Annotated in this window: 23 protein-coding genes; 13 read left to right on the top strand and 10 right to left on the bottom strand. The window is 68.9% G+C overall.

The features are described from left to right. Positions 1 to 98: 98 nt before the first annotated feature. The 4 genes from AB3K92_RS10665 (at position 99) to AB3K92_RS10650 (ending at position 4,127) form a co-directional block, all read left to right on the top strand. Positions 99 to 1,025: a LysR family transcriptional regulator gene (locus AB3K92_RS10665; protein ID WP_369464982.1), complete on the top strand. Its 927-nt coding sequence runs from the start codon at positions 99 to 101 to the stop codon at positions 1,023 to 1,025. 145 nt (positions 1,026 to 1,170) lie between these two features. Continuing rightward, the gene (locus tag AB3K92_RS10660) at positions 1,171 to 2,301 is read left to right on the top strand and encodes a DSD1 family PLP-dependent enzyme (protein ID WP_369464981.1); all 1,131 of its coding nucleotides are present in this window, start codon (positions 1,171 to 1,173) and stop codon (positions 2,299 to 2,301) included. A 108-nt stretch (positions 2,302 to 2,409) separates the two neighbouring features. Next, positions 2,410 to 3,381 carry an ornithine cyclodeaminase family protein gene (locus AB3K92_RS10655; protein WP_369464980.1) on the top strand — a complete coding sequence of 324 codons (972 nt, stop codon included), beginning with the start codon at positions 2,410 to 2,412 and terminating at the stop codon, positions 3,379 to 3,381. A gap of 23 nt (positions 3,382 to 3,404) precedes the next feature. Next, positions 3,405 to 4,127, top strand: coding sequence for an HAD family hydrolase (locus tag AB3K92_RS10650; RefSeq protein WP_369464978.1), 723 nt, complete (start codon positions 3,405 to 3,407; stop codon positions 4,125 to 4,127). Between the two features lie 108 nt (positions 4,128 to 4,235). On the opposite strand, the gene AB3K92_RS10645 is transcribed toward AB3K92_RS10650, so the two are convergent. Beyond that, a complete protein-coding gene (locus tag AB3K92_RS10645) occupies positions 4,236 to 4,853 on the bottom strand; it encodes a glutathione S-transferase family protein (protein WP_060275530.1) in 618 nt (205 codons plus the stop codon). Positions 4,854 to 4,939: 86 nt separating this feature from the next. Further along, positions 4,940 to 5,308: a hypothetical protein gene (locus tag AB3K92_RS10640; protein WP_048020413.1), complete on the bottom strand. Its 369-nt coding sequence runs from the start codon at positions 5,306 to 5,308 to the stop codon at positions 4,940 to 4,942. Between the two features lie 81 nt (positions 5,309 to 5,389). On the opposite strand from AB3K92_RS10640, the gene AB3K92_RS10635 reads away from it, so the two are divergent. After that, positions 5,390 to 5,857, top strand: coding sequence for a MarR family winged helix-turn-helix transcriptional regulator (locus AB3K92_RS10635; RefSeq protein WP_369464977.1), 468 nt, complete (start codon positions 5,390 to 5,392; stop codon positions 5,855 to 5,857). A gap of 18 nt (positions 5,858 to 5,875) precedes the next feature. Here AB3K92_RS10635 and AB3K92_RS10630 read toward each other — a convergent pair whose 3' ends face one another. Next, a complete protein-coding gene (locus AB3K92_RS10630) occupies positions 5,876 to 6,487 on the bottom strand; it encodes a TetR/AcrR family transcriptional regulator (protein ID WP_060129449.1) in 612 nt (203 codons plus the stop codon). Positions 6,488 to 6,604: 117 nt separating this feature from the next. Here AB3K92_RS10630 and AB3K92_RS10625 point away from each other — a divergent pair, with 117 nt between their 5' ends. The 4 genes from AB3K92_RS10625 to AB3K92_RS10610 all read left to right on the top strand — a co-directional run bounded on the left by AB3K92_RS10625 (position 6,605) and on the right by AB3K92_RS10610 (position 9,999). Next, positions 6,605 to 7,651: a trans-acting enoyl reductase family protein gene (locus tag AB3K92_RS10625; RefSeq protein WP_369464976.1), complete on the top strand. Its 1,047-nt coding sequence runs from the start codon at positions 6,605 to 6,607 to the stop codon at positions 7,649 to 7,651. After that, positions 7,648 to 8,409 carry an isocitrate lyase/phosphoenolpyruvate mutase family protein gene (locus tag AB3K92_RS10620; protein ID WP_059489005.1) on the top strand — a complete coding sequence of 254 codons (762 nt, stop codon included), beginning with the start codon at positions 7,648 to 7,650 and terminating at the stop codon, positions 8,407 to 8,409. Before AB3K92_RS10625 ends, AB3K92_RS10620 begins: the two co-directional genes overlap by 4 nt. Positions 8,410 to 8,547: 138 nt before the next feature. After that, entirely contained in the window at positions 8,548 to 9,105 is a 558-nt protein-coding gene (locus tag AB3K92_RS10615) for a carboxymuconolactone decarboxylase family protein (RefSeq protein ID WP_048020420.1), read from the top strand. A gap of 48 nt (positions 9,106 to 9,153) precedes the next feature. After that, positions 9,154 to 9,999, top strand: a complete 846-nt coding sequence (locus AB3K92_RS10610) for a helix-turn-helix domain-containing protein (RefSeq protein ID WP_060160076.1) — start codon at positions 9,154 to 9,156, stop codon at positions 9,997 to 9,999. A gap of 37 nt (positions 10,000 to 10,036) precedes the next feature. Here AB3K92_RS10610 and AB3K92_RS10605 read toward each other — a convergent pair whose 3' ends face one another. Next, on the bottom strand, positions 10,037 to 10,936 hold the full coding sequence (locus AB3K92_RS10605; protein ID WP_060196616.1) for a LysR family transcriptional regulator: 900 nt from the start codon (positions 10,934 to 10,936) through the stop codon (positions 10,037 to 10,039). A 95-nt stretch (positions 10,937 to 11,031) separates the two neighbouring features. Between AB3K92_RS10605 and AB3K92_RS10600 the strand changes: the two genes are divergently transcribed. Continuing rightward, positions 11,032 to 11,910, top strand: coding sequence for an aldo/keto reductase family oxidoreductase (locus tag AB3K92_RS10600; protein ID WP_059488999.1), 879 nt, complete (start codon positions 11,032 to 11,034; stop codon positions 11,908 to 11,910). Between the two features lie 67 nt (positions 11,911 to 11,977). Here the strand turns inward: AB3K92_RS10600 and AB3K92_RS10595 are convergent, their stop codons facing one another. Beyond that, positions 11,978 to 13,180 carry an MFS transporter gene (locus AB3K92_RS10595; RefSeq protein WP_021161683.1) on the bottom strand — a complete coding sequence of 401 codons (1,203 nt, stop codon included), beginning with the start codon at positions 13,178 to 13,180 and terminating at the stop codon, positions 11,978 to 11,980. Positions 13,181 to 13,250: 70 nt separating this feature from the next. Here AB3K92_RS10595 and AB3K92_RS10590 point away from each other — a divergent pair, with 70 nt between their 5' ends. Beyond that, positions 13,251 to 14,300: an AraC family transcriptional regulator gene (locus AB3K92_RS10590; protein ID WP_124922566.1), complete on the top strand. Its 1,050-nt coding sequence runs from the start codon at positions 13,251 to 13,253 to the stop codon at positions 14,298 to 14,300. A 16-nt stretch (positions 14,301 to 14,316) separates the two neighbouring features. Here the strand turns inward: AB3K92_RS10590 and AB3K92_RS10585 are convergent, their stop codons facing one another. After that, on the bottom strand, positions 14,317 to 14,484 hold the full coding sequence (locus AB3K92_RS10585) for a hypothetical protein (protein WP_021161681.1): 168 nt from the start codon (positions 14,482 to 14,484) through the stop codon (positions 14,317 to 14,319). A gap of 70 nt (positions 14,485 to 14,554) precedes the next feature. After that, positions 14,555 to 16,441, bottom strand: a complete 1,887-nt coding sequence (locus AB3K92_RS10580; RefSeq protein ID WP_369465778.1) for a DUF3857 domain-containing transglutaminase family protein — start codon at positions 16,439 to 16,441, stop codon at positions 14,555 to 14,557. A 198-nt stretch (positions 16,442 to 16,639) separates the two neighbouring features. Here AB3K92_RS10580 and AB3K92_RS10575 point away from each other — a divergent pair, with 198 nt between their 5' ends. Continuing rightward, positions 16,640 to 16,798, top strand: coding sequence for a hypothetical protein (locus AB3K92_RS10575; protein WP_021161679.1), 159 nt, complete (start codon positions 16,640 to 16,642; stop codon positions 16,796 to 16,798). 70 nt (positions 16,799 to 16,868) lie between these two features. Here AB3K92_RS10575 and AB3K92_RS10570 read toward each other — a convergent pair whose 3' ends face one another. After that, positions 16,869 to 18,839 carry an APC family permease gene (locus tag AB3K92_RS10570; protein ID WP_060048384.1) on the bottom strand — a complete coding sequence of 657 codons (1,971 nt, stop codon included), beginning with the start codon at positions 18,837 to 18,839 and terminating at the stop codon, positions 16,869 to 16,871. A gap of 503 nt (positions 18,840 to 19,342) precedes the next feature. On the opposite strand from AB3K92_RS10570, the gene AB3K92_RS10565 reads away from it, so the two are divergent. Then, a complete protein-coding gene (locus AB3K92_RS10565) occupies positions 19,343 to 20,206 on the top strand; it encodes a crotonase/enoyl-CoA hydratase family protein (protein WP_021161677.1) in 864 nt (287 codons plus the stop codon). A gap of 45 nt (positions 20,207 to 20,251) precedes the next feature. On the opposite strand, the gene pdeR is transcribed toward AB3K92_RS10565, so the two are convergent. Together pdeR and AB3K92_RS10555 are read right to left on the bottom strand one after the other, a co-directional pair. Continuing rightward, positions 20,252 to 22,255 carry a cyclic di-GMP phosphodiesterase gene (pdeR, locus tag AB3K92_RS10560; RefSeq protein WP_048024380.1) on the bottom strand — a complete coding sequence of 668 codons (2,004 nt, stop codon included), beginning with the start codon at positions 22,253 to 22,255 and terminating at the stop codon, positions 20,252 to 20,254. 575 nt (positions 22,256 to 22,830) lie between these two features. Then, positions 22,831 to 26,478 (bottom strand): hydantoinase B/oxoprolinase family protein, encoded by a 3,648-nt coding sequence (locus AB3K92_RS10555; RefSeq protein ID WP_369464975.1) that lies wholly within the window; start codon positions 26,476 to 26,478, stop codon positions 22,831 to 22,833. Positions 26,479 to 26,595: the final 117 nt, after the last annotated feature.

Here is a 26,595-nt window from a genome sequence, read left to right as displayed (position 1 = left end):
CGTCGATACCGGCGACGTCGCCCGCGCCGCCGCTCCGATGGCTACGACGCGTGATATGCGGTTTAATGCCTTGCATCGTTCACATTAAGAGACACGAAATGCTCGACCTCGACGACCTTCGGCTCGTACGCGCGATCGGTACGTCGCGCTCGCTGGCCTCCGCCGCCCGGCTGCTCGATCTCACGCCGCCCGCGGTCACGATCCGCCTGCAGCGGATGGAAGCGCGCCTGAACGCCAGGCTCGCGGTGCGGCAGTCGAAAGGGGTTGCGTTGACCGACGAAGGACAACGGCTGTACCAGGAGGCCGTCGACATTCTCGAGCGAGTGGAAGCGCTGCCGGTCAGCATTTCAGGCGACCACGGCGACGTGCAGGGCACGCTGCGCGTCGTCGCCCCGCTCGGCTTCGGGCGAAAGTACGTCGCGCGGATCGTGCGCGACCTGCAGCGTGCACACCCGAAACTCGACATCGCGCTCCACCTGTCGGACAGCCCGTTGACCAGCGCGTCGGGGGCCGACGTGGTCGTGCACGTCGGCAGCCTCAAGTCGTCGTCGTGGATCGGCTATCCGCTTGCGCCCAACGAGCGGTTTCTGTGCGCGAGCCCTGGCTATGCCCGTCGCATCAAGGCATTGAACCATCCGTCCGACCTGGCCCGATACGACTGCCTGTGCCTGCGCGAGAACGACGAGGACATCCCACGATGGCGCTTCTCGTCTGGCGACGACGTCAAGGGTGCCCCACGCCGGTCCGCCGTGATCCGCGTCACCGGCGCGCTATCCTCCAACGACGGCACCGTCATCACCGAATGGGCGCTGGCCGGGCACGGGATCGTCGAGCGCTCCGAGTGGGACGTCGCGCCGCTGCTCGCGAACGGCAGGCTCGTCCGGTTGCTGCCCGACTGGCACCTGCCGCCCGCGCCGGTCACGGCGCTGCTGCCGTCGCGCACCGGCCGCTCCGCACGGCAACGGGTCTTCCTCGACGCCGCGACGCGGTTGCTGAGCCCGCCGCCGTGGCGCGGCAAGGCATGAGTTGCGCCGAGCTCGAGCTCGGGCTCGGGCCCACGCGATCCGGACGATTAAACCGTGTTTAATGCCGTATTAGCGTTGCGTTAAACACGCGGCCCGTCGACGCCCCTACAGTGTTCGCATCGGCAACCTTCCGAGGCAACGCATCGTGGACCTTCAAACCCTCAACACCCCGGCCGCCCTGATCGACGTCGGCCGCATGCGTCACAACATCGGCCGCATGCAGGCACATCTGGACGCGCTCGGCGTGCGGTTCCGGCCGCACGTCAAGACCACCAAATGCACGCACGTCGTCGATGCCCAGATCGCCGCGGGCGCGCAAGGCGTCACGGTGTCGACGCTCAAGGAAGCCGAACAGTTTTTCGCGCACGGTATCCGCGACATCGTCTACGCGGTCGGCATGGTGCCCGCGAAGCTCGGCCAGGCGCTCGCGCTGCGCCGGCAGGGCTGCGACCTGAAGCTGGTCACGGACAGCCTGCCCGCCGCACACGCGATCGCCGAATTCGGGCGCGCGCATGGCGAGCGCTTCGAAGTGTGGATCGAGGTCGACGTCGACGGCCACCGCTCGGGGATCCCGCCCGACGCCGGCCTGCTGATCGACGTGGGCCGCGCGCTCGTCGACGGCGGGCTGGTGCTCGGCGGCGTGCTGGCGCATGCGGGCTCCAGCTACGACTACAGCACGCCCGAAGCACTGGCGGCCATCGCCGAACAGGAGCGCAGCCGCACCGTGCGCGCGGCAGAACGCCTCCGGGCCGCCGGGCTGCCCTGCCCGGTCGTGAGTATCGGCTCGACGCCCACCGCGCTCGCGGCGCGACACCTCGACGGCGTCACCGAGGTGCGTGCCGGCGTGTACGTGATGTTCGACCTCGTGATGCACAACATCGGCGTGTGCGACCTGTCCGACATCGCGCTGTCGGTGCTGACCACCGTCATCGGGCACCAGGAAGAGAAAGGCTGGGCGATCGTCGACGCAGGCTGGATGGCGATGAGCCGCGACCGCGGCACGCAGCGACAGGCGCGCGATTTCGGCTACGGGCAGGTGTGCACCGAACACGGCGACGTGCTCGGCGGCTACGTGATGAGCGCCGCCAACCAGGAACACGGGATCGTGTCGCACACGGGCGCACCCGACTCCGGCATCGCGCAACGGTTTCCGATCGGCACCCGCCTGCGCATCCTGCCGAATCACGCGTGCGCCACCGGTGCGCAACATCCCGAGTATCAGGCGATCGGCGACGACGGCAGCGCGCAGGCGTGGCCGCGCTTCTATGGTTGGTGAGCCGAACCGCGCGCCTGCACCGTTTCGCCGATACATTGACTATTTGTCCAAAATTGGACAAAATTTAAACACCTCGTTTTGCGTTGCGCCGAAAGCGCTTGCCCGAACATGCCGACAGACGCCCGACTCCTGCTTCTCGACCGCGATGCCGTCGAACCCGCCCTCGAGGCCGCGCAAGTGACGGCGGCGGTTCGCGAAGCCTTCGTGTTGCACAGTCAACGGGCCGGGCGCGTGTTTCCGGTGGTTCGCGAGAAGCTGCACACGGGCGGCGTATTCGGGATCAAGTCGGGCGACGTCGCGCGTCAGGCGCTGCTCGGCTTCAAGGCGGCCGGGTTCTGGCCCGGCAACCGGGTGCTCGGCGGCGAACCGCATCAGGCCACCGTCGCGCTGTTCGATCCGGCCACGGGCCGCCCGCTGTGCATCATGGACGGCAATGCGATCACCACCGCGCGAACCGGTGCCGCCGGCGGCCTCGGGCTGCAACTGCTCGCGCGGCGCGACAGCACGCGAATCTGCGTGTTCGGCACGGGCGTGCAGGCGCGCGTCCAGCTCGACTACGCGCTCGGGCTGCTGCCGCAACGCTGCACGGTGCGGTACGTGAACGTCAGCGGCGAGCCCGACCCGGGGTTCGAATCGGCGTTCCGGGAGCGATGCACGATCGGCGTGGCACGCGACCGGAACGACGCGGTGGCCGATAGCGACGTGGTCATCACGGCCACGCCGGGCGGCGGCCCGCTGTTCGATGCGGATGCGGTTCGGCCGGGCACCCACCTGACCTGCGTCGGCGCCGACACGGCCGGCAAGCGCGAGCTTCCGGCAGGCGTGCTGGAACGCGCGCGCATCGTCGTGGACGATCACGATCAGGCGCGCAGCATCGGCGAGTGCCAGTGGGCGCCGGATTTGCCACGCACTGAAATCGGTGACATCCTCGCCGGAACCGCGTCGGTCGACCGCGCGCCGCACGAGATCACCGTCTTCGACATGACCGGGCTGGCGCTTCAGGACCTGACCGTCGCCCGCTTCCTGTATCGACAGGCCCTCGAAAACGGCACCGGAATCTCCATTCCGTGGCCGTGGTAAACGAAACCCTCTCGTCAACCGCCATGCGTCTCGCCAAAGTTTCCGCCCTGTCGTTCGACCTGGACGACACCCTGTGGCCGTTCGGGCCTGCCGTCGTACGGGCCGAAGCGGCGCTTCACGCATGGTTGATCGAGCACGCGCCCGGTACCGCGCGTGTGCTGTCCACGCAGCAGGCGTTGAGCGGATTGCGTGAGGAATACGAACGATTATTCCCCGGGCTCGCCGGCGATTTCCGTGCGATGAGGATCGGATCGATCCGGCTTGCGCTGGAGCGTGCGAACGAGGATGTCGCGCTCGCCGAGCACGCGTACGCGGCGTTCTTTGCCGCGCGCAACCGGGTCGAATTCTATGACGATGCGTTGCCGGCGCTCGCGTGGCTGAGTGCGCGGTTTCCATTGATCGCGGTGACCAACGGCAACGCCGACCTCCGGATGACCGGCGGCTGCGAATACTTTCGTGCGACGCTCAGCGCGCAGGCGTTCGGGGTCGCGAAGCCGGAGCCCGGGATCTTCCATGCGGCGGCGGAAACGCTCGACGTGCGGCCGGCGGAACTGCTGCACGTCGGGGACGACTATCACCTCGATATCGTCGGTGCGTTGAACGCGGGGCTTCAGGCAGCGTGGGTGGTTCGCGACCCGCATCCGGAACCGGAACGTGTGCAGCAACAGGCCGCCGCGCCGCACCTGACGCTCAACGACCTGTCGATGCTGTGTCGCGCGCTCGGCGGGCCTGACGACGTAGCGTGAGCGCAAGCGCCTGCGTGCGCCGCGTGCGCGACGCACGCATTACCGCCATGACTTGCTGACGACAGGCACTCGCCCGCTGCGCAAATGGAACGGCCGGCCGCCGCACGCTCACGCCGCCTTGCGCGCGTCCGCGATCCGCTGCGGCGCGTTCGGCCGCGCATACAGCCGTTCGAGGTACGCCCGCAGCTGCGGGAACGATTCGATCAGGTTGCACTCGCCGGCCCAGTCGATCAGGTAAGCCGTCACGCAATCGGCCACCGTCAGCGTGTCGCCGACGATGAACTCGCGCCCTTCCAGATGCTTGTCCAGAATCGCGGCCATCGTCCTGAAATCGTCGCGCGCCAGCTCGATGTCGGCCGGCGAGCGCTTCTCCGGCGGATACAGGAACGAATGCCGCGTGATCCGCCACAGCGGCTGCTCGAGCTCCGTCACCGCGAACATCACCCACCGGTAGGCCTGCGCGCGCAGCGCCGGATCGACCGGCAGCAGCGCCTTCTCCGGGTACTTGTCCGCGAGATACAGCAGGATCGCGGCCGATTCGGGAATCACGAGGTCGCCGTCCACCAGCACGGGCACCTTGCCGGCCGGATTGAGGCGCAGGAATTCGGGCCGCTTGTGCTCGCCCTGGAGCAGGTTCACCGAGACGAACTCGAAGTCGGCATCCAGCTCCTTCAGCCCCCACAGCGCGCGTTGCGAGCGGGTGCCGGCAAATCCGTAAAGCTTCATCGCCAGTCTCCATCCAGAATGTCGGAAATGTCCGCATGCCGGCCACGGCGCTTCGCCGATCCGCAACGCCTGGCCTTACGCGTCGTTTACGCGCCGGGAATCGCCAGCACCGGCATCACGTCGATCGCCACGCCCGGGAACAGCGTGAAATGCGGATGGCCTTCGAACAGGGCGGCCGCCGCATCGTGCGACGCCGCCCGCACGACGGTAAAGCCGCTCATCGCGTTCGACGTGTCGGTGACGCCGGCCGCATCGATCGTCTTCGTCTTGCCGAGCGGCCCGCCCATCTCGACGATCGCGTCGCGATTGCGGTCGACCCAGGCATGCCACGCGGCGATACCGTCGCGCTCGCGCGTGCGCCGTTCGTCTTCCGGCAGCGCCAGCCAGGCCTTCATGGCCGGGCTATCCTTGGCGCCGAGAAATACCGCGAGATACAACTGCTGTTGAGCACTCATGCCGCCTCCTCCGGTGACGGGCACGACGGACTGCCGCGCCTCGACCTTGACACGATAGGTTGATATCAACACAATTGCAACATGGCACGAAAAGAAAAGCTCCCTTTCGAAACGACGCTGATGGTGCGCGATTGCTGCCTGTGCCTGCACATGCAGCGCGCGGCGCGTAATCTTGCGCGGATCTTCGACGATGTGCTGCGCCCGCTGGACCTCACCAACGGCCAGTTTTCGCTGCTGATGGCGCTGAACCGGCCGCAGCCGGCGCCGATGAAATCGGTCGCCTCGCTGCTCGCGATGGATCGCACCACGCTCACGGCCGCGCTCAAACCACTCGAGCGGCGCGGCCTCGTCACGATCGCGCAGGACCCGGACGACCGGCGCAGCCGTCTGCTCGAACTGACGCAGGCCGGCCACGACCTGCTGGCCGAGGCATTTCCGCTGTGGCAGCAGACGCATGCCGAGATCGAACGGCCGTTCGCACCGGAGGAAGTCGATCAGTTGCGCGGCCAGTTGCGTGTGCTGTCCGTCGATCCGGCCGCACGCGGCTGAACGGAACCGGCGCGCGACTTACCGCGGCAGGCCGGCCGGCTTCCGGCCTTTCTTCGGCGACAGCAGTTGGGCGAATTCCTGCAGGAAGGCCACGGGCCCGTGCGCATGCAGCGCCTGCCCGCTGCTCAGCGCGCCGTCGATGACGGTCGCGAGCCGCAGCGCGAAGGTTTCCGGTTCGTCGACGCCCATCGCGCCCGCCAGCTCGGTCAGCCGGCGCCGCAGCTCCTGCTTGTGCGCGACGGCCACCTTGCGGGCCGGATGATTGCCGTCCGCGTATTCGGCGGCGATGTTGATCTGCGGGCAACCGCGATAGCCGGGGCGCGCGATGCGTTCACCGATCCATTGCAGCTGCGCATCCAGTTCCTCGCGCGGCGTGCGACGGTACCGCGCGGCCACCGCATCCCAATGCGCCCAGAAATCGGCGTCCTCGCGCAGCAGGAACGCTTCGATCAGGTCGTCCTTCGTCGCGAAGTGACGATAGAGGCTTGTCTTCGCCACACCCGCCTGCGCGACGATCAGGTCCACGCCGACCGCGCGCGTACCCTCCCGGTAGAACAGCTCGCTGGCCGTTTGCAGAATGCGTTCGCGCGTATCGGGCGCGTTCCCTGGTGTACCTGTTTCCTTTTTCATCCCGACCCGGCCGTACTGGCCGCCCTTGCCGCAACAGTGAGCCGATCATAGCACCGCAGGATTGACGACGATACAGGTCTGTACTATAAAACAGACCGTTCTGTATCGGAGTTGATCATGGGCGATCGAACGACGGTTGCAGTCTATGGCGCCACGGGTCATACCGGGCGGTTTGTCGTCGCCGAGCTCGCACGGCGCGGCCTGCGCGCGATCCGCATCGGCCGCGATGCGGCGCGGCTCGCGGAAGGCGGCGGCGAAGCGTCGCTCGCGCGCGTCGCCGCGATCGACGATCCGGCCGCGCTCGACACCGCGCTGCGCGGCGCGGATACCGTGATCAACTGCGCGGGGCCGTATCTCGATACCGCGCTGCCGCTGGCCGATGCCGCACTGCGGGCCGGCATCCCCTATCTCGACCTGACGGCCGAGCAGCCGTCGGTGCTGGCGCTGGCCGAACACTGCGATGCCCGGGCACGCGCCGCGGGCGTGACCGTCGTGCCGGCCGCGGCGTTCTACGGCGGCCTGGCCGACCTGCTCGTCACGGCCATCGTGGACAAGAACCTGCCGATCGAGCGCGTCGATATCGCGACCGGGCTCGACCGCTGGCACCCGACGCGCGGCACGCGCGTGACGGGCGAACGCAACCGCGCGGTACGGCTCGTGCAGAAGGACGGAAAACCGACGCCGGTGCCGTCGACCCCACGCGAACGCGCATGGCCGTTCCCGCCGCCGATCGGCCGGGTTGACGTCACGCTGCTGCCGTTTTCGGAAGTGATGACGCTCTCGCGCCACCTGCGCATCGACACGATGGAATCGTGGCTCGCGACGCTCGCGCTGCGCGACGTGCGCGATGCCGCCACGCCGCCGCCCGAGCCGACCGACGCGCTGGGCCGCTCGGCGCAGCAGTTCGCGATGGACGCGATCGTCGTGCAGGGCGGCACGACGCACCGCGCGACCGCGTCCGGGCGCGACATCTACGCGGTCAGCGCACCGATCATCGTCGAAGCCGCCGTGCGCCTGATGACGGGCCGCACCGTCGTGTCAGGCGGCGTGCGCAGCCTCGGCGAACTGTTCGACGCACGCGATTTTCTCGCGGCGCTCGATTCGGTGGCAGTATCGTTCGGCACGACGACCGACCCGGTTTTCCACAAGGAGACACAAACATGAGCAGCAACGAGAAAGGCGCGTATTTCCGGTCGCTTCACCGCGCGGGCCAGCCGCTGGCGCTATTCAACGTGTGGGACGCCGGCAGCGCGCGCACGGCGGCCGACGCGGGCGCCGTCGCGCTGGCAACCGGCAGCTGGTCGGTCGCGGCGGCCAACGGGTTCGTCGACGGCGAGCAGATGCCGCGCGCGCTCATGATGGACGTGCTCGAGCGCATCACGCGCGCGACCGACCTGCCCGTCACCGTCGATCTCGAAAGCGGGTACGGCGAGCGGCCGGAAGATGTCGCCGCAACGATCGCGCTCAGCATCGAGGCCGGCGCGATCGGCTGCAACCTCGAGGACAGCTTTCCGGCGACGGGCGAATTGCGTGACGTCGAAGCCGCCGCTGCGCGTCTCGCGGCAGCCCGGCAGGCTGCGGATCGGGCAGGCGCCGACTACTTCATCAACGCGCGTACCGACGTGTTCTTCAAGGCGCCGGCCGACACGCACGACGAGCGCCTGCTCGACGCCACGCTGGCCCGCGCACGCGCATACGCGGCGGCCGGCGCCGACGGGCTCTTCGTGCCCGGGCTGCGCTCGCCGGCGCTCATTCGCGCGCTGACGGCCGCATCGCCGCTGCCGGTGAACGTGATGCGCGTCGCGGAAACGCCGACATTGGCCGAACTCGCGGACTACGGCGTGGCCCGCATCAGTCACGGGCCGTATCCGTACCTGCAGGCGATGAAGACGCTGGCGGAGATGGTCAGGCAAGGCGGCTAGGCGATTCGCGGGACGAACGGCCTCGCGCGCGCATCGATCGAACGATTACATCCCGTGTAATTGGCGCACGACACGGCCGCTCCTACGCTTCGGGTGTCGCGCCGCCATTCCGGCGGCGCTCATCGCCCCGGAGACGTCATGTCCGCCTACCCGCTTCACACCCTCGCCTCGGCACCGGCTGAATCGAAGCCCGTGCTCCAGCAACTCCAGCACACCTTCGGCACGATCCCGAACATCGCGGCGGCCATGGCCGCGTCACCGGTGCTGATCAACGGCTTCATCGGCCTGTTCGAGCGCGTGCACGCAAGCAGCCTCACCGAGCCGCAGATCCAGACGCTCCTGCTCACCAACGCGGTCACGAACGCGAGCGAGTGGCCGGTCGCATTCCATACCGCGCTGGCGCTGAAACAGGGTGTGACCCACGCCGACGTCGACGCGATCCGCCGCGGCAACCTGCCCGGCGATGCGCAACTGGCCGCGCTGTCGGCCACGGCACGCCAGTTGATCGACACCCGCGGCCGCCTGGCCGATGCCGACCGGCAGGCGTTCCTCGACGCCGGCTTCAACGATGAACAGTTGCTGGAAGTGATCGCGGTGGTCGCCGCGTCGACGATCACGAACTACGTCGGCAGCGTGACGCGGCCCGCGCTCGAAGCACCGTTCGACGCGTTCGCGTGGCATGCGCATGCCGCGTGAGTCCGATATAGTCGTTCGCGTCGCTCACGGAACGCCCACGGAGGCACGATGAACGCCAGCCGCCGCGATCGGCACGCGCCGCCGCACGAACTGGGCCGGTTGCTGCGCTACTGGCGCGACGTGCGCGGCGTGAGCCAGCTCGACCTGTCGCTCGACGCGGGCATCTCGCAGCGCCAGATCAGCTTCATCGAAAGCGGGCGCAGCGTGCCGGGCCGCGACACGCTGCTGACGCTCGCGCAGACGCTCGATGTGCCGCTGCGCGAACGCAACGCGCTGCTGCTCGCGGCCGGTTATGCGCCCGTGTATTCGGAAGCGCCGTGGGATGCGCAGGAGATGCACGGCGTGATCCGCGCGCTGGAGCGGGTCGTGCACCAGCACGAGCCGTTTCCGGCGATCGTGATGGATCGCCACTGGAACGTGCTGATGACCAACGACGCGGTACCGCGCTTTTTCGGCTGCTTCATCGACATGGCCGCGCGCGACGGCCCGCGCAACCTGCTGCGCCTGATGTTCGATCCGCACGGCATGCGGCCGTTCATCGCCGACTGGGATACGGTATCGCGCAGCCTGCTGCAGCGCGTGCATCGCGAATCGGTCGGCCGCGTGATCGACGACGACACGCGGCTGCTCCTCGACGACCTGCTCGCCACCTCCGATGCGCCGAGCGACTGGGCATCGCCGCCGGCCCCCGCCGCCGCGCCGTCGCTGCCGGTCATCCCGATCGGCTTCGTGCATGAAGGCGTCGTGCTGCGCTACTTCTCGCTGGTCACGACGGTGGGGACGCCGCAAAGCGCCGCCGCGCAGGAATTGCGCATGGAATGCATGTTCCCCGCCGACGACGCAACCGACGCGCGCCACCGGCAGTTGCTCGACGCGCACGCGCCGATGCGCTGAGCGGGGGCATCCGGCGCACGCGCGACACCTTCGAAACTCAGGATGCCTTGACGAAATCGATGAACGCGCGCAGCGCCGGCGGCACGAGGCGGTGCCCCGGGTAGTAGAGAAACGGCCCCGAAAACGGTCGCCACCACGGTTCGAGCACAGGCTCGAGCGCACCGCTGTCCATATGCGGGCGCAGCCAGTCTTCGAACAGATGGACGATCCCGGTGCCGGCGATCGCCGCGTCGACCATCAGGTCCGTCGCGCCGCCGATTTGCACCAGCAGCGGCCCGGGGGCCGGCTCGACCCGCACGACCTCGCCGTCGCGCTCGAACTCCCACGGCGGCATCGCGCCGCTCGCGAAGCGTCCGCGCACGCAGCGATGATCGAGCAAATCGCGCGGGTGACGCGGCCGGCCATGACGGTCGAGATAACCGGGCGCGGCCGCGGTCGCGAAGCGCTGGATGCGCGGGCCGATCGGTACCGCGATCATGTCCTGTTCGAGCCGTTCGTCATAGCGGATGCCGGCGTCGCACCCGGCCGCCAGCACGTCGACGAAGTTCTCGTCGGCGATCACTTCGAGCCGGATATCCGGGTACGCATCGAGGAAACGCGGCACGATCGCGGGCAGCACGAGCCGGGCCGCGCTGACCGGCACGTTGAGCTTCAGCGTGCCGGCCGGCCTGTCCCGGAATTCGCCGACCCCGTCGAGCGCCGCTTCCACTTCGGTGAGCGCGGGCCCGAGACGCAGAAGCAGCCGCTCGCCGGCCTCGGTGAGCACGACGCTGCGCGTCGTGCGATGCAGCAGGCGCACGCCCAGTCGTGCTTCCAGCCGGCGCACGGCCTCGCTCAGCCCCGACGCGCTCAGGCCCGTCATGCGCGCGGCGTCGCGAAAGCCGCTGGCGCGCGCCACTGCCATGAACGCATTCAGGTCGCCCAGATCGGTTTGCATTGTTCGCCTTTTCGTACAACCCGTTCGGATTATGACGGCTTATCGCGCAGACGGCCAATGCCTATGCTGGACTCACTTTCGACAGGAGCACAGTCATGTCCGACATTCGACACACCGCCGCCTTCCGGCTCGGCGACCGCCACGTCAAACGCATCGGCTACGGCGCGATGCAGCTCGCGGGACCGGGCGTATTCGGCCCGCCGAAGGACCGCGATGCCGCCCTGAACGTATTGCGCGAAGCCGTCGCATCCGGCGTCGACCATATCGACACCAGCGATTTCTATGGCCCGCACGTGACCAACCGGCTGATTCGCGAAGCATTGCATCCGTATCGCGACGATCTCGTGATCGTCACCAAGATCGGCGCGCGACGCGGCGACGACGCATCGTGGCTGCCCGCCTTCGCGCCCGCCGAACTCGAACGGGCCGTACACGACAACCTGCGCAACCTCGGTGTCGACGTGCTCGACGTCGTCAACCTGCGCATCATGTTCGACCCGCACGGGCCGGCAGAAGGATCGATCGAGGCGCCGCTGAGCACGCTCGCCGACCTGCAGCGGCGCGGGCTCGTCCGCCACGTCGGCCTGAGCAACGTCACGCCCGCGCAGGTCGCGCAGGGCCGGCGGATTTGCGACATCGTGTGTGTGCAGAACCACTACAACGTCGCCCATCGCGGCGACGACGCGCTGATCGACGCGCTCGCCCGCGACGGCATCGCCTATGTGCCGTACTTTCCGCTCGGCGGCTTCTCGCCGCTGCAGTCGTCGACACTGTCCGACGTGGCGGCGCGCGTCGGCGCGACGCCGATGCAGGTCGCGCTCGCGTGGCTGCTGCGTCGCGCGCCGAACATCCTGCTGATTCCCGGCACGTCGTCGGTCGCGCATCTGCGCGAGAACCTCGCGGCGGCCGGCCTCGTGCTGCCGGACGATGCGCTCGCGGACCTCGACCGCATCGCAGGCGCCGGCACCGCCTGACGCCCGACGGGCGGACGGCCGCCGACGGGCCTGCACCACCGCGCCACCATGCCGGCCTGCCGGCCGGTCAGGACGCGGCGACGCCGACCCGCTTCGGCACGCCCGTCACGATCGCCGCGACCGCGACGGCCAGCACGACGGCCGCGCCCACGAACACGCCAGCCGCGCCGTTCGCGTCGAACACGACGCCGCCGGCCGCCGCACCCGTCGCGATGGCAAGCTGGATCGCCGCGACGATCAGCCCGCCCGCGCTTTCGGCCTCATCGGGCACGGTGCGCGTGACCCAGGTCGACCACGCGACCGGCACGCCGCCGAAGGCCATCCCCCACAACGCGACGAGCACCGCATCGATCATCGGTGCGCGGCCGAGCGCGACGAGCGCGACGGCGAGCACGACCATCAGCGCGGGCATCGCGATCAGCATCGGCCGCAGCCGGTGTTCGAGCACGCGGCCCGCGAGCGACGTACCGACGAAGTTGGCGATACCGTAGCCGAGCAGGATCGCCGACAGGCCGTTCACGCCGACGCCCGCGACCTGTTCGAGGAACGGCCGCAGATACGTGAAGAACGCGAAGTGCCCGGTGAACACGAGGATCGTCGCGAACATCCCGAGGCCGACGGTCGGCCGGCGCAGCACGTCGATCAGCGTCCGCAACCGCGTCGTGCCGCTCGGCGGCAGCGACGGCAGCGTGACGAGCTGCGACACGAACGCGATGCCGCCGAGCGCGCCCGCGATCAGGAACACGTTGCGCCAGCCGATCAGGTGACCGAAGTAGCTGCCCATCGGCGCGGACGCGATCGTCGCGACTGCCACGCCGCTGAAGATGATCGACAGCGCACGCGGCACCATCGCCGTCGGCACGAGCCGCATCGTGGTGGCCGTCGCCATCGTCCAGAAGCCGCCCAGCGCGACGCCGAGCACGACGCGGCCGATCAGCAGCATCGTCAGGCTGGTCGCGAACGCGACCGCGAGATTCGACGCGACGAGCAACACCGAAAACGCGAGCAGCACGCGCCGCCGGTCGATCGTGCGCGTCACCGCCGAGATCAGGAGGCTCGTGACGAGCGCCACCGTCGCGGTGGCCGTGACGGCCTGCCCGGCGACGCCTTCGGTCACGCCGAGGCTCTCGGCCATCGGCGTCAGCAGGCTCGCGGGCAGGAATTCGGCCGTGACGAGCCCGAACACGCCGAGTGCCATCGCAAATACCGCGCCCCAGGCCGGTTCGCGGGGGGCCGCCGTCGCGGCGACAGAGGAAATTCCGGGATTCATGCGTCGTTCCGTGTCGTTTAGGGAAAATACCGATGACGGCGTATCGTAAGGAACCACAGCAGGACGGTCTATGACATACAATCCGCTCTTGTTGATCGATCGTCCGAATCTCGCCATGTCCGAGCCCTTGTCTTCCCCCGCGTCCGACGTACACGACCTCGTCAGCGAACTGCTGCTGGGGATGCGCCTGAGCGGCGTCCAGTACCGCCGCATCCAGGTGGCGCGGCCGTTCGGGCTGAGTTTCGGCGATGCGCCGGGCCGCGCGCAGTTCCATTTCGTCGGGCGCGGGCCCGTGCTGCTGCGCGACGCGAACGGCGAGACGATGCGGCTCGAAGCCGGCGACGCGATCCTGCTGCCGCACGGCGGCATGCACGCGCTGGTCTCCGACCCCGATGCGCCGTGCCGCGAGATCAACGGCTTCGAGGTCGCGAAGATCTGCGATACGGTCGCATCGGTGGCATCGGCGGGCGCGTCGCCGGCAAGCTGCGCGACGACCGAGCCGGGTGCCGGCGACGCGCTGATCTTCAGCGCGTGCATGGAGCTCGACCTCGGCGGCATGCAGCCGCTCGTCGGCACGATGCCCGAGTTCATGCACGTCGGCACGCTGCTCGCGCGCTACCCGGAAATCCGCCCGATGCTCGATGCGATGGAGCGCGAATCCTGTTCGGCGCGCGCGGGCTTCGCCGGCATCCTCGCGCGGCTCGCGGACGTGGTCGCGGCGTTCATCGTGCGCGGCTGGGTCGAATGCGGCTGCGGCGACGCGACGGGCTGGGTGCAGGCGCTGCGCGAACCGAAGCTCGGCCGCGCGATCGTCGCGCTGCATCGCGATCCGGGCCGCAACTGGAGCGTGGCGGAACTCGCCACCGAAGCGGGCGTGTCACGTTCGGTGTTCGCCGAACGCTTTCTCGCGGCCACCGGGATGACGCCCGTGCGCTACCTGACCGAGCTGCGGATGCGGCTCGCCGCGCAATGGATCACGCGCGACCACGAGACGATCGAGGCCGTCGCGTACCGGCTCGGCTACGGCTCGCTCGCCGCGTTCAGCCGCGCGTTCAAGCGCGTGGTGGGCAAGCCGCCGGGCGCCGTGCGCGCGGACGGCGAGGCGCGCGTCGAAGCGTAACGCGTGATTGCCGCGCTCAGCCGCTGCGCGCTTCCAGCCTGTCGACCAGCGCCGTCGCGCACTGCACGGCAAGCGCCGCGCACTGCTCCGCATCCACCACCGCGCCGCCGGCAACGGTGCCTTGCACGATCCGGCCCAGCAATTCCTTCGAGAGATCGGCGATCTCGTGATCCCGTTCCGTCATGATGTCCCTCCTGCGCGTCGACCGATGGTCTCCACGCGCTCACGTCCCCTGCCCGTTCAACGTTCAACGTTCAGCGCCCTTTCGCCCGCACGACGATCTGCGCCTGCGTGTCGCGCTCGATGCGTTCGAGCGACGCGCGCAACGCCGTGAATTCGTCCGGCGTACACACCTGGCGGCCGAAATCCGCCGTCATCCGCCGCGAGACCTGCACGACATGCGCGGCCGCGTCGAATACGTAATGCGACGTGAAGTCGACGAAGCGGTCGTGCACGGCCGTATCGGCCGGCAGGTCGGTCACCGCGACGTCGGCCGGCAGCGCGATCTGGCCGGTCTCGTCGAACGTGCCGCCGATACAGCCCCACGGCTGCGTGCGCACGGGTTCGGCCAGCCAGCTCTCGACCTGCGTCGCGATGCCGCCCGTCAGGCTCGACAGCGCGGGTAACGCGGTCGTGCCGTCGGGCCATACGAAATGATCGAGCGTGCCGGAAAGCGTCACGTCGAACGGCCCGTCGGTCACGCGCCGGTCGCTGGTCGACAGTTGCGCGCGGCCGCGCAAGCCGCTTTGCCGCAGACGGTTGTTCGCGAGCTGGACGATGGCGTCGGGCGGCGCACGGCGAAACAGGTTGCGTTCGAGTTCGGCCGTCCAGCCGTCATCCTCGATGTACGCGTGAAACTGCGCGGCACCCGGCCCGGCCGCATCGATTTGAACCCGCGCGACGCGGCCGCGCGGCTGCGTGGCCGGCGTGCGTGACAGCACGCCCGTATCGACGAGCAGCGCGGGACGATCCATCACGATGGGCGGCAGATAGCCGAACGCGATGCCGGCCGTCGTCGTATCCGCATAACGGGCGAGGTCGGGCAGCCACGTGATCGCATGATTGATCGCCCCGCCGCCGTAACCGGGCACCGACGGCAGCGTGTAGACGGACCCGAGGTTGATCAGCACCGGTTCGCTGCGGATACCGACCGCCGCGAGCAGCGCGCCGAACAGCGCGACATGATCCTTGCAGTCGCCGTAGCGGTTGCGCAGGATGTCGGTGACGCGATGCGGCGCGGCAGCCGTTTCGCCGAGAAACAGCCCGACGTAGCGCACGTTCGCCTGCACCCAGTCGTACAGGATGCGCGCCTTGTCGCGCGGATCGGCGGCGCCCGCGGTCAGCGCGCGCGCCAGTTGCGTCACGGCCGGATCGTCCGTGCCCGGATCGATGGCCGCGTTGCGGTAGCGCGCGGCGAACGCCGCATAGTCGGGCAGCGTCGACACGACGAGCCGGTCGCCGTAGGTCGCGTAGCCGACCGCGCCGTTCTCGATGCGGTCGTACGGGCCGTGCCGGTAGTCGAACTCGTAGCGCGTGCGGCCGTTCGCGGTGACCGGAGGCAGCGCGACGTAACCGCGCGCATCCGCGTACAGCGGCATGTCGGCCGGCACGTCGAAGATCAGCCGCTGGTTGTCGACCGGCTCGCGCGACGGCTCCACGGTGTAGCCGAAGTAGCCGCGGTTGACGGGCTTCGTGCGGGTCTTGCGGAACGCCACGCGCGTGCTCGACCCGGCTTCGACGCCGGGATACACGACGGTGCGCAACAGCCCGTCCTGGAACGTCGGCGCGCCGGCCGAACGCGGTTCCTGCACGTCGCGGATGCCGTCCACGCCGACCGGATGCGCGACACCGTCGCGGTCGATCGTCTCGGCCGCGAGCAGCTCCACCTTCTCGAGATTCTTGTCGAACCACACGTAGCGCTGCGCGACGGCGTCGATGCCGTTCGCGTCGTTCGCGCGCAGCGTCGAATCGTCGTGCTCGTCGAGCGAACCGTCGTGCTGGATCACGAATTCGTGGACGTCGCTGACGAGCGTGACGGGCGCCGTGCCGGCCGCGTCGTGCGGCGCGTCGGCGGCCACGCTCGCACCCGGGCTCGCACCGGCCGCATGCGATGCGCCGAGCGCAACAGCACATGCCAACATCCAGCCGGCCAGGCCGACAGAAAAGCGCACCACATCGCACCTCGTCGCGGTTCGGAAAACGCGGCCTCGCGGCGGGCAAGGTCACGCGCGCGGCCCTCGTGCCGGCCAGTGTGGGCGACGCATCCGCACGCGTCAAGCCGGCGCAGGCCGACCTACAATGAGTCATCGATGTGTCATCGCGCGCGGCCGGGAGGCACCATGGAAAGCGCAATCGTGGAAGGCGTCGTCCTGCTGGCATTCGCCGCACTCGCCGCGCTGTTCTTCTTCAAGCGCCCGGGGCGCGACCGCGCGAGAGCCAGATTCCATCATCCGCTGCTGCGGCGGCCGAACCGTCCGCATCGGCATCACCGGCCCTGACGGCCGCTGCCCGGTCGCCGGCGAAGCGTGCCGCGTCCACGCGGGCGTGCAACGCGGCCGCGCCCGCTCGCTAACCGACGTTCATCGGCAGCAGCACCATCTGCTTGCCCTCGACGTGCAGGCGCGCCTGCAACTCGACCGGCGTCTGGTTGTGCAGCCAGGCCGTCAGGAAATTCACGCGCCGGAAAATCAGCTTGCTCGCGAAGCACACGGCATTCGGGTACTCATCGAGCGTCGACGACGCGAGGTTCATGAATTCGACGACGGGGTTCGTGCCGAACGCGATCCGGTAGTCGGCCGCGATGCCGCTGCGACGGCAGTGCGCGACATAGTAGTCGAGCGCCTCGGTGATCGAGTGACGCAGCCGTTCGAGATGTTCGTGACCGTCGTACGCCTTCGCGTCGACTTCGCCCACCGCGAGGAAGATCACGTTGCGGAAGTGCCCGGGAAACAGCCGGTTGACCCACAGCAGCGCGTGCATGCTCGCACCGCGATGCTTGCCGACCAGCAGCACGGCGGTCGGCTGAGACGGGTCTGGCTTGCCCGGCGCGGTCGCCTCGTCGACTTCGGGCGCCTTGCCCGAGAACAGTTCGTCCTCCTTGGCGAGTTGCGCGCGCGTATACGCGTAGTGGCGGTTGATCATGAAGCACAGCGCGATCACCGCGCTCGTCACGAGCACCGTGAGCCAGCCGCCCGCCGTGAACTTCTCGATCAGCGTGATGCCGAGCACGGTCGCCGTCACGCTCAGCCCGAGCGCCGACAGGAAGAAGTGCTTGAGCCAGCCCGGCTCGCTGCGATGACGCCACCAGTACGTGCACAGCCCGAGCAGCGACAGGCTGAACGTGAGGAACACGTTGATGCTGTACAGCACGACGAGCACGTCGACGTTGCCGTGCGTCCACAAGAGGATCAGCAGGCTCGACAGCCCGACGACGATGATGCCGTTCTGCCGCACGAGGCGCCCCGACAGGTCGCGGAAATGGCGCGGCACCCATGAATCCGACGCCATGTTCGACAGCACGGCCGGGCCGTCGAGGAAGCCCGTCTGCGCGCCGACCAGCAGCAGCCCGGCCTCGAACGCGAGCACGGCCGCGAGCAGCGCGTGGCGCGCGAACGCCGAGCCGAGCCCGAGGTGGTCGATCACGCTGCCGAACACGACCGCGTTGAGCGTCTCGCCGTCGACGGGCTTCGCGTGCCACAGCATGTACAGCAGGATGATGCCGCCGGCCGTGAACGCGAGCGACGTCGACATGTACCACATCGTCACCTTGCCGTTCGGCACGCGCGGATCGGCAAGCATGTTCACGTTGTTCGACACGGCCTCGAGGCCCGTATAGGTGCCGCCGCCGAGCGAGAACGCGCGCATCAGCAGCGCGAGCAGCACGAACAGGCCGAGCGACTGCGACATGCCGTGCGCTTCGTGCACGGCGTCGGGCACAACCATCGCGAGGCTGCTGCCGTGCACGGCGACGCCGTACACGATCAGCCCGAAGTGCAGGATCACGAAGCCGATGAAGATCGGCAGCAGCACCATGATCGATTCGCGCATCCCGCGGAAATTGAGCCCCGTCATCATCAGGATCAGCACGATCTCGGTGGTGAGCTTGAAGGCTTGCGCGCTGACCGGCAGCAGGCTGAAGAATGCGTCGACGCCGCTCGCGAGCGACGTCGCGACGGTCAGCACGTAATCGACCAGCAACGCCGCGCCCGACACGAGCCCGGGCTTCGACCCGAGCAGCGCCGTCGCGACGCGGTAGCCGCCGCCGCCCGTCGGGAACAGCTCGATCACCTGGTTGTAGCCGAGCGCGATGATGAACACGGTAGCCGCCGTCGCCAGCGCGAGAAACAGCGCGAGCGCGTGGTGCTGGCCGAGCGCGAGGAACGCCTCCTCCGGGCCGTAGCACGACGACGACAGGCCGTCGGCGCCGAGCCCGACCCAGGCCAGCAGCGGCGTCACGGCGATCGCATGCCGCGTGCGCGGATCGAGGGGGTCGAGCGGCTTGCCGACGAGCAATTGCCACACTTTCTGGAATGCGGTCATGGTCCCCTCCCGGAACGTCCGGCACCACGCGCTGCGTGATCTTTTAAAACTAATCGACGCACGGGCGCGGCGCCAGTCCGCATCTTCCATAGGGGCCGCCCGGCGGCCCGGCACCGCTTTCAGCGTGTAAACGAACGACGCCGGCAGCCACGCGCCGGATCGTCCGCCCGCACGCACTCGCGCAACACGACGAACCTGCCCCGGCGACCTTCGCGGTGATCTTCGTGGCGACCTTCACGGTGATCTTGCCGGCCGCCTTCCCGCGCCCGCCGGCCCCACACGTCGTACCGCCCGATACCGGCCCACCCCGCTCGCCGCCACCTTCCCCCCCCGCCCCGGCGCAACCGGCACCTGCGCCCCGTTCGTGCGTTGTTCCCCGCAATTCGACTTTTGTGCGCGCGCAACAATGGCGATGCCTCGCGCCCGGCGCCCTGCGGGAACCCGTCTCCCGCTCGGCACCGGGCGCGACGGTCTTCAAAAACCACATCTCTCGAGGACATACCATGCAACTCCAATCCCATCCCGCGTGCCGCCCGTTTTATGAAGCCGGCGAACTCACGCAACTGACTGCCTTTTACGAAGAAGGACGTAATGTCATGTGGATGATGCTGCGATCGGAGCCGCGGCCGTGCTTCAACCAGCAACTCGTTACCGACATCATCCATCTCGCACGCGTCGCACGCGACTCGGGCCTGCCGTTCGACTTCTGGGTGACGGGCTCGCTCGTCCCCGAGCTGTTCAACGTCGGCGGCGACCTGAGCTTCTTCGTCGATGCGATCCGCAGCGGCAAGCGCGACCTGCTGATGGCCTACGCGCGCTCGTGCATCGACGGCGTGTACGAGATCTACACGGGCTTCGGCACCGGGGCGATCTCGATCGCGATGGTCGAGGGCAGCGCGCTCGGCGGCGGCTTCGAGGCCGCGCTCGCGCATCACTACGTGCTCGCGCAGAAGGGCGTGAAGCTCGGGTTCCCCGAGATCGCGTTCAACCTGTTCCCGGGCATGGGCGGCTATTCACTGGTCGCGCGCAAGGCCGATCGGGGCCTCGCGGAGCAACTGATCGCGACCGGCGAAGCGCACGCATCCGAGTGGTACGAGGATCGCGGCCTGATCGACCAGACGTTCGACGCGGGTGACGCGTATCTCGCGACGCGTACCTTCATCGACGTGACGAAGCCGAAGCTGAACGGCGTGCGCGCGATGCTGCGCGCGCGTGAGCGGGTGTTCCAGCTGTCGCGCTCCGAGCTGATGGACATCACGGAAGCATGGGTGCATGCGGCGTTCACGATCGAGCCGAAGGATCTCGCGTACATGGAACGCCTCGTGATGCTGCAGAACCGGCGCGTGTCGAAGCTGCGCACGGTGTAGTGCGACGGGCGCCGCCTGCGGGCGGCGCCCTTTCATGAACGGCGCTCAGGCGATCAGCCTGAGCTTTCTCGTTTCCGCGAGCCACGCCTCGAACGCCTGTGCCGGCATCGGGCGCGCGTAGTAGTAGCCCTGCGCGTGATCGACGTCGAGCTGCTTGAGGAACTCGGCTTCCGCATGCGTTTCGACACCTTCGGCGATCACCGCGAAATTCAGCGCCTTCGCGAGCGACACGACCGAGCGCACCAGCGCCTGCGAGCGCGGATTGCGGTCGATGGCCGTGATGAAGGTGCGGTCGAGCTTGATCGCGTCGAGCGGCAGGCGCGACAACTGCGACAGCGACGAATAACCGGTGCCGAAATCGTCGAGATGGATCTCCGCGCCGAGCTGGCGGAACTGGCGCATCAGCCCGTTGGCCGCCTCCTCGTCCTCGATGAAGCAGCTCTCGGTCAGCTCGATGTCGAGCAGGCCGGGCTTCAGGCCCGCGGCGTCGAGGATCGACGCCATCTGGTGCACGATGTTCATATCCTGCAACTGCCGCGCGGACACGTTCACCGCGATCCGGATACCGAGCCCCTTCGCCTTCCACGCGGCGGCCTGCGCGGCCGCGGTGCGCATCACCCAGCGCCCGAGCGGCGCGATCAGGCCCGACTCCTCCGCGAAGCGGATGAATTCGATCGGCGCGACGAGCCCGCGATCGGGCGACTGCCAGCGGATCAGCGCCTCGACGCCATGCACGTCGCCGGTCGCGATATCGACGACCGGCTGGTAGTGCAGCACGAACTGTTCTTCTTCGAGCGCCTTGCGCAGGTTCGTGTCGAGCCACATGTACTTCGCGACCTTCTGGTTCATCTCCAGCGAGAACACGCGGTACGTATGCTTGCCCTCTTCCTTCGCGACGTACATCGCGGTATCCGCGCTGCGGATCAGCGTCTCGAGCGAGTCGCCGTGCTGCGGATGCATCGCGATGCCGATCGAGCAGCTCGTGTAGACCTCCATCAGCCCGAGATGGATCGGCGTGCGCAGCCGCTCGAGAATGATCTGCGCGGTCGCTTCGAGCAGCGGCCGCGTGCCGTGCTCGAACAGCACGAGGAATTCGTCGCCGCCGAGCCGCGCGAGCGTCGCGCCGGACGGCAGGCAGCCGCTGATGATCGCCGACACGTCCTGCAGCAGCCGGTCGCCGGTGATGTGCCCGTAGTGATCGTTGACGCGCTTGAAGTTGTCGAGATCGAGGAACAGGATGCCGACCTGCCCGCGCGTCGCGGCGGTTTCCGCGGCGATCGCCGCGTGGATGCGCTCGCTGATCGCATGGCGGTTCGGCAGCCCGGTGAGCACGTCGGTGTTCGCGAGTTCGGTGAGCCGCTGCTGCGCGCTGCGCTCCTCGGTGATGTCGATGCCGGAGCAGATCAGGAACTGCTCGTCGACCCCGCTGCCGCTCTGGACGAACTTGTTGCGGAACTGGAACAGGCGCGGCCCGTTGACCGTATTGATGTAGCGCTCGACCGCGAACGAGTGGTTGCTCGCGAAAAAGCCGGTGATGTTGCTGCGCGACTGCGCGCCCTGCTCCGGGCTCATGAACAGCTCGAACGCGCTGCGGCCGATCACATCGACCTCGCGCTTGCCCGTCACTTCCTCGCACAGGCGGTTGAAGCGCTGCACCATCCCGTTGCGGTCGAGGATCACGACGAGCGAGTTCACCTCCGACACGACCTGCTCGGCGAACGCGAGCCCGTGCGCGAGATCGACCGCGACGGACTCGGCATCGGAATAGGCGGAGGCCGTGCCGGCCCAGTTGGTCGTGTCGACCTTCCGGCCGACGAGATGGAGCCTGACCGGTTCGCCGTACAGCGCGATGTCGAGCACGAGGTGCGACGTGACGCCGGTCAGCGCGCGGATGCTCGCGGCCTGTTCGGCCGTCAGCGCGACGGCGACGTTGGTCAGGCCGCGGACGGCCGCCAGTTCAAGTGCATTGCTGTCGCTGCCGAGACGCCAGCAGGGGCTGCGCGTACCGACGTGCGCCTCGAGCACCGCGCTATCGTTTTCGTCATCCATGGAGACGCCCCGATCCAGAAAAAACGCACAGTGTAGACGGAGGCGAGTCGGCCGACCGCCCCTCCGGGCCGCGCAGCGCGCTCCCGGAAAGGCAACCGTGGTTGCCGTGATGATGGGCCTCGTCCCGTACTTGTTTCCAGCTAATGCGACCCGGCGTTCGCGCGTGATGCGCGCAGGTTGTGCCTAACGAATGATGAGAGCCATCTTATCAAATGACGATCGAGAATGGCACTCACATTTAGAGCAGAGTGTCAAGGAATTGGGACTCGATTGGCAAGCCGGATTTTTCATGATTGGCAGCCCGTCTGAACGCGGGTGCGGCGGTGCACAACGCGCCTGGCGCGACAGGCTGAACGCCCCGCCGAGCGGGCGTTTGCGGCCGATTCCGGAGTACGGGGGCAACGCTGCGGCGGGCTCGTGGCGACAGGGTCGGATCGCGTTCCTGCGACCCGGTTTTCCGTATTTTTTGATTCCGTTCGGGCATTAATGCACGGCTTTATTCCACAGTCCGTTGCAATGTTATCCGCGTGCCGGCGCGGGGCGCCCGCGCCGGTCGCCCACGCCGGTCGCCCGGCTCAGCCCGCCGCGCCGTATCCGCCGCCGCCCGGGGTTTCGACGACGAACACGTCGCCCGGCGCCATCTGCGCACGGCCGATATGCTCGAGCGCCTCGACCGTGCCGTCCGCGCGCTCGATCGAGTTGCGGCCGAGGGCGCCGGCCTCGCCGCCCGCCGCGCCGAACGGCGCGTGGATCCGGTTGTTCGACAGGATCGACGCGGTCATCGGCTCGAGGAAGCGGATCCGCCGCACCGCGCCGTCGCCGCCGCGCCAGCGGCCGCCGCCGCCCGACCCGGCGCGGATCCGGTGCGAATCGAGCCGCACCGGGTAGCGCCATTCCAGCACCTCCGGATCGGTGAGCCGCGAGTTCGTCATGTGCGTCTGCACCGCGCCGACGCCCGCGAAGCCTTCGCCGGCACCGCTGCCGCCCGCAATCGTCTCGTAGTACTGGTAGCGATCGTTGCCGAATGTGAAGTTATTCATCGTTCCCTGGCTCGACGCAACGCAGCCGAGCGCGCCGTACAGCGCGTTGGTGATGGCCGACGACGTCTCGACGTTGCCCGACACGACCGCCGCCGGATACTCGGGATTCAGCATCGAGCGGGCCGGCACGATCACCGTGAGCGGCTTCAGGCAGCCGGCATTCAGCGGGATGTCGTCGCCGACCAGCGTGCGGAACACGTACAGCACGGCGGCCATGCACACGGCCTTCGGCGCGTTGAAGTTGTTGTCGAGCTGCGCGGACGTGCCCGTGAAGTCGATTTCCGCGCGCCGCGCGGCCCGGTCGACGCGGATCGCGACGCGAATCTCCGCGCCATTGTCGAGCGGGTAGCGGTACGCGCCGTCCTGCAGCGCGCCGATCACGCGCCGCACCGCTTCTTCCGCGTTGTCCTGCACGTGCCCCATGAACGCCAGCACGACGTCGCGGCCGAACTGCGCGACCATCCGGCGCAGCTCGTCGACGCCCTTCTGGTTCGCGGCGACCTGCGCGCGCAGGTCGGCCATGTTCTGCTCGACGTTGCGCGCCGGGTAGCGGCCCGACGCGAGCAGCGCGCGGGTTTCCGCATCGCGCAGCGTGCCGGCCGACACCAGCTGCCAGTTGTCGATCAGCACGCCTTCCTCGTCGATATGCGTCGAATCGGGCGGCATCGAGCCCGGTGTCGTGCCGCCGATGTCCGCGTGGTGGCCGCGCGAGCCGACGTAGAACAGCGGCGCGTCCGAGCCGTCCGCGAACACCGGCGTGATGACGGTCACGTCCGGCAGGTGCGTGCCGCCGTGATACGGATCGTTCAGCATGAACACGTCGCCGTCGCGCATGCGGCCGCGGTTGCGCTCGATCACCGTGCGGATGCTCTCGCCCATCGAGCCCAGGTGCACCGGCATGTGCGGCGCGTTCGCGATCAGGTTGCCGTCGCCGTCGAAGATCGCGCACGAGAAGTCGAGCCGCTCCTTGATGTTCACCGAGTACGCGGTGTTCTGCAGCCGCAGCCCCATCTGCTCGGCGATCGACATGAACAGGTTGTTGAAGATCTCGAGCCGCACCGGGTCGGCGTCGGTGCCGAGCGAGCGGCGCGTCGGCAGCGGCGTCGTGCGTGTCAGCACGAGGTTGCCCTGCGCGGTCATCTGCGCGCGCCAGCCGGGCTCGACGACGGTCGTGCCGTTCTGTTCCGCGACGATCGCCGGGCCGTCGATCGCGTCGCCGGCCAGCAGCGTGTCGCGCACGTAGAGCGCCGCATCGTGCCATTGGCCGCCGGAATAAAAGCGCACCGCGGAATGCGCGCGCAGCGCGTCAGAGTCGCTGCCGTCGCCGCGCGGCGCGAGCGGGGCGATCTCCACCGGCGCGTCGGAGCGGCCGATCGCCTCGACCGACGCGAGTTCGGCCACCAGCGGCGTGCCGGGCATCAGGAACGCGTAGCGCTGCCGGTACGCGGCCTCGAACGCCTGCTGCATCGCGGCGACGCTGCCGGCCGGCACGTCGAGCGTCGAATCGGTGCCCTGGTAGCGCAGGTGCACGCGGCGCTCGATCGCGATCCGCGCCTGCGGCACGCCCTGTTCGAGCAGCGCGCCGACGGCCTCGTCGGCCAGCCGGTCGAGCGCCGCGTTCAGCGCCGGCAGCGACGCGTCGGACAACACCGCCTCGACCGCACGCTCGCGCATCGCGGTCTGGTCGGCGAGGCCCATCCCGTATGCGGACAGCACGCCCGCGAGCGGGTGCGCGAACACCTGCGTCATCCCGAGCGCGTCGGCCACGCCGCACGCATGCTGGCCGCCCGCGCCGCCGAACGTCGTCAGCACGTAGCGCGACACGTCGTGGCCGCGCTGCACCGAGATCTTCTTGATCGCGTTCGCCATGCTGCCGATCGCGATTTCCAGGAAACCTTCGGCGAGCGCCTCGGGCGTCTCGCGCCGCCCGGTCGCCGCGTGGATCTCGTCGGCGAGCGCGGCGAACTTCGCGACCACGCCGTCGCGGTCGAGCGGTTCGTCCGCATGCGGGCCGAACACGCGCGGGAAATGATCGGGCTGGATCTTGCCGAGCATCACGTTGCAGTCGGTCACCGTCAGCGGGCCGCCGCGCCGGTACGCGGCCGGCCCCGGGTTCGCCCCGGCCGACTCGGGCCCGACGCGCAGCCGCGCGCCGTCGAAGCCGAGCACCGAGCCGCCGCCGGCGGCCACCGTATGGATGCTCATCATCGGCGCGCGCATCCGCACGCCGGCGACCTGCGTCTCGAACACGCGCTCGAACTCGCCGTGGTAATGCGACACGTCCGTCGACGTGCCGCCCATGTCGAAGCCGATCACGCGCTCGAAGCCGGCCGCCTGCGCGGCGCGCACCATCCCGACGATGCCGCCGGCCGGGCCCGACAGGATCGCGTCCTTGCCCTGGAACGCGTCGGCACGCGTGAGGCCGCCGCTGCTCTGCATGAACTGCAGGTTCACGCCCGGCATCTCGTGCGCGACCTGCTCGACATAACGACGCAGGATCGGCGACAGGTACGCGTCGACGACGGTCGTGTCGCCGCGCGACACCATCTTCATCAGCGGCGACACCTCGTGCGACACCGATACCTGCGTGAAGCCGATCCGGCGCGCCAGCGCGGCCAGCGCGCGCTCGTGCGCGGTGTAGCGATAGCCGTGGATCAGCACGATCGCGAGCGCGCGCACGCCCGAGTCGTACACGCGGCGCAGCGACGCTTCGGCCTGCTCCGCGTCGAGCGGCACGACGACGTCGCCGTGCGCGCCGACGCGCTCGTCGATCTCGACGACGGTTTCGTACAGCGCGTCGGGCAGCACGATGTCGAGATCGAACAGGCGCGGCCGGTTCTGGTACGCGATGCGTAGTACGTCGCGAAAACCGCGCGTCGTCGCGAGCGCGGTGCGTTCGCCCTTGCGTTCGAGCAGCGCGTTGGTCGCGACCGTCGTGCCCATCTTCACCATGTCGACGCGCTCGGGCGTGATCGGCTCGCCGGCCGCAAGGCCCAGCAGGTGGCGAATCCCGGCCACGGCCGCGTCGCGATACTGCTCGGGGTTCTCCGAGAGTAGCTTGTGCGTGACGAGCGTGCCCTCGGGCCGGCGCGCGACGATGTCGGTGAACGTGCCGCCGCGGTCGATCCAGAATTGCCAGCGCGCGGCGTCGGAGGAAACGGGGGTGTCGTGTCGGTCAGTCATGATGTCGGGTCGATGCGTCGTGAAATCGAGGGACGAGCGCCGCCGCACGGCGCGCGCGGCGCGCCATGTCACGGGGGCGATGAAAGGGGGGGACAACGCGGGGCGGACCGCCCCGCC

It is taken from the genome of Burkholderia sp. Bmkn7, from assembly GCF_041103175.1.
Taxonomy (GTDB): Bacteria; Pseudomonadota; Gammaproteobacteria; order Burkholderiales; family Burkholderiaceae; genus Burkholderia; species Burkholderia cepacia.
This window is presented reverse-complemented; position numbering and strand designations above follow the sequence as displayed.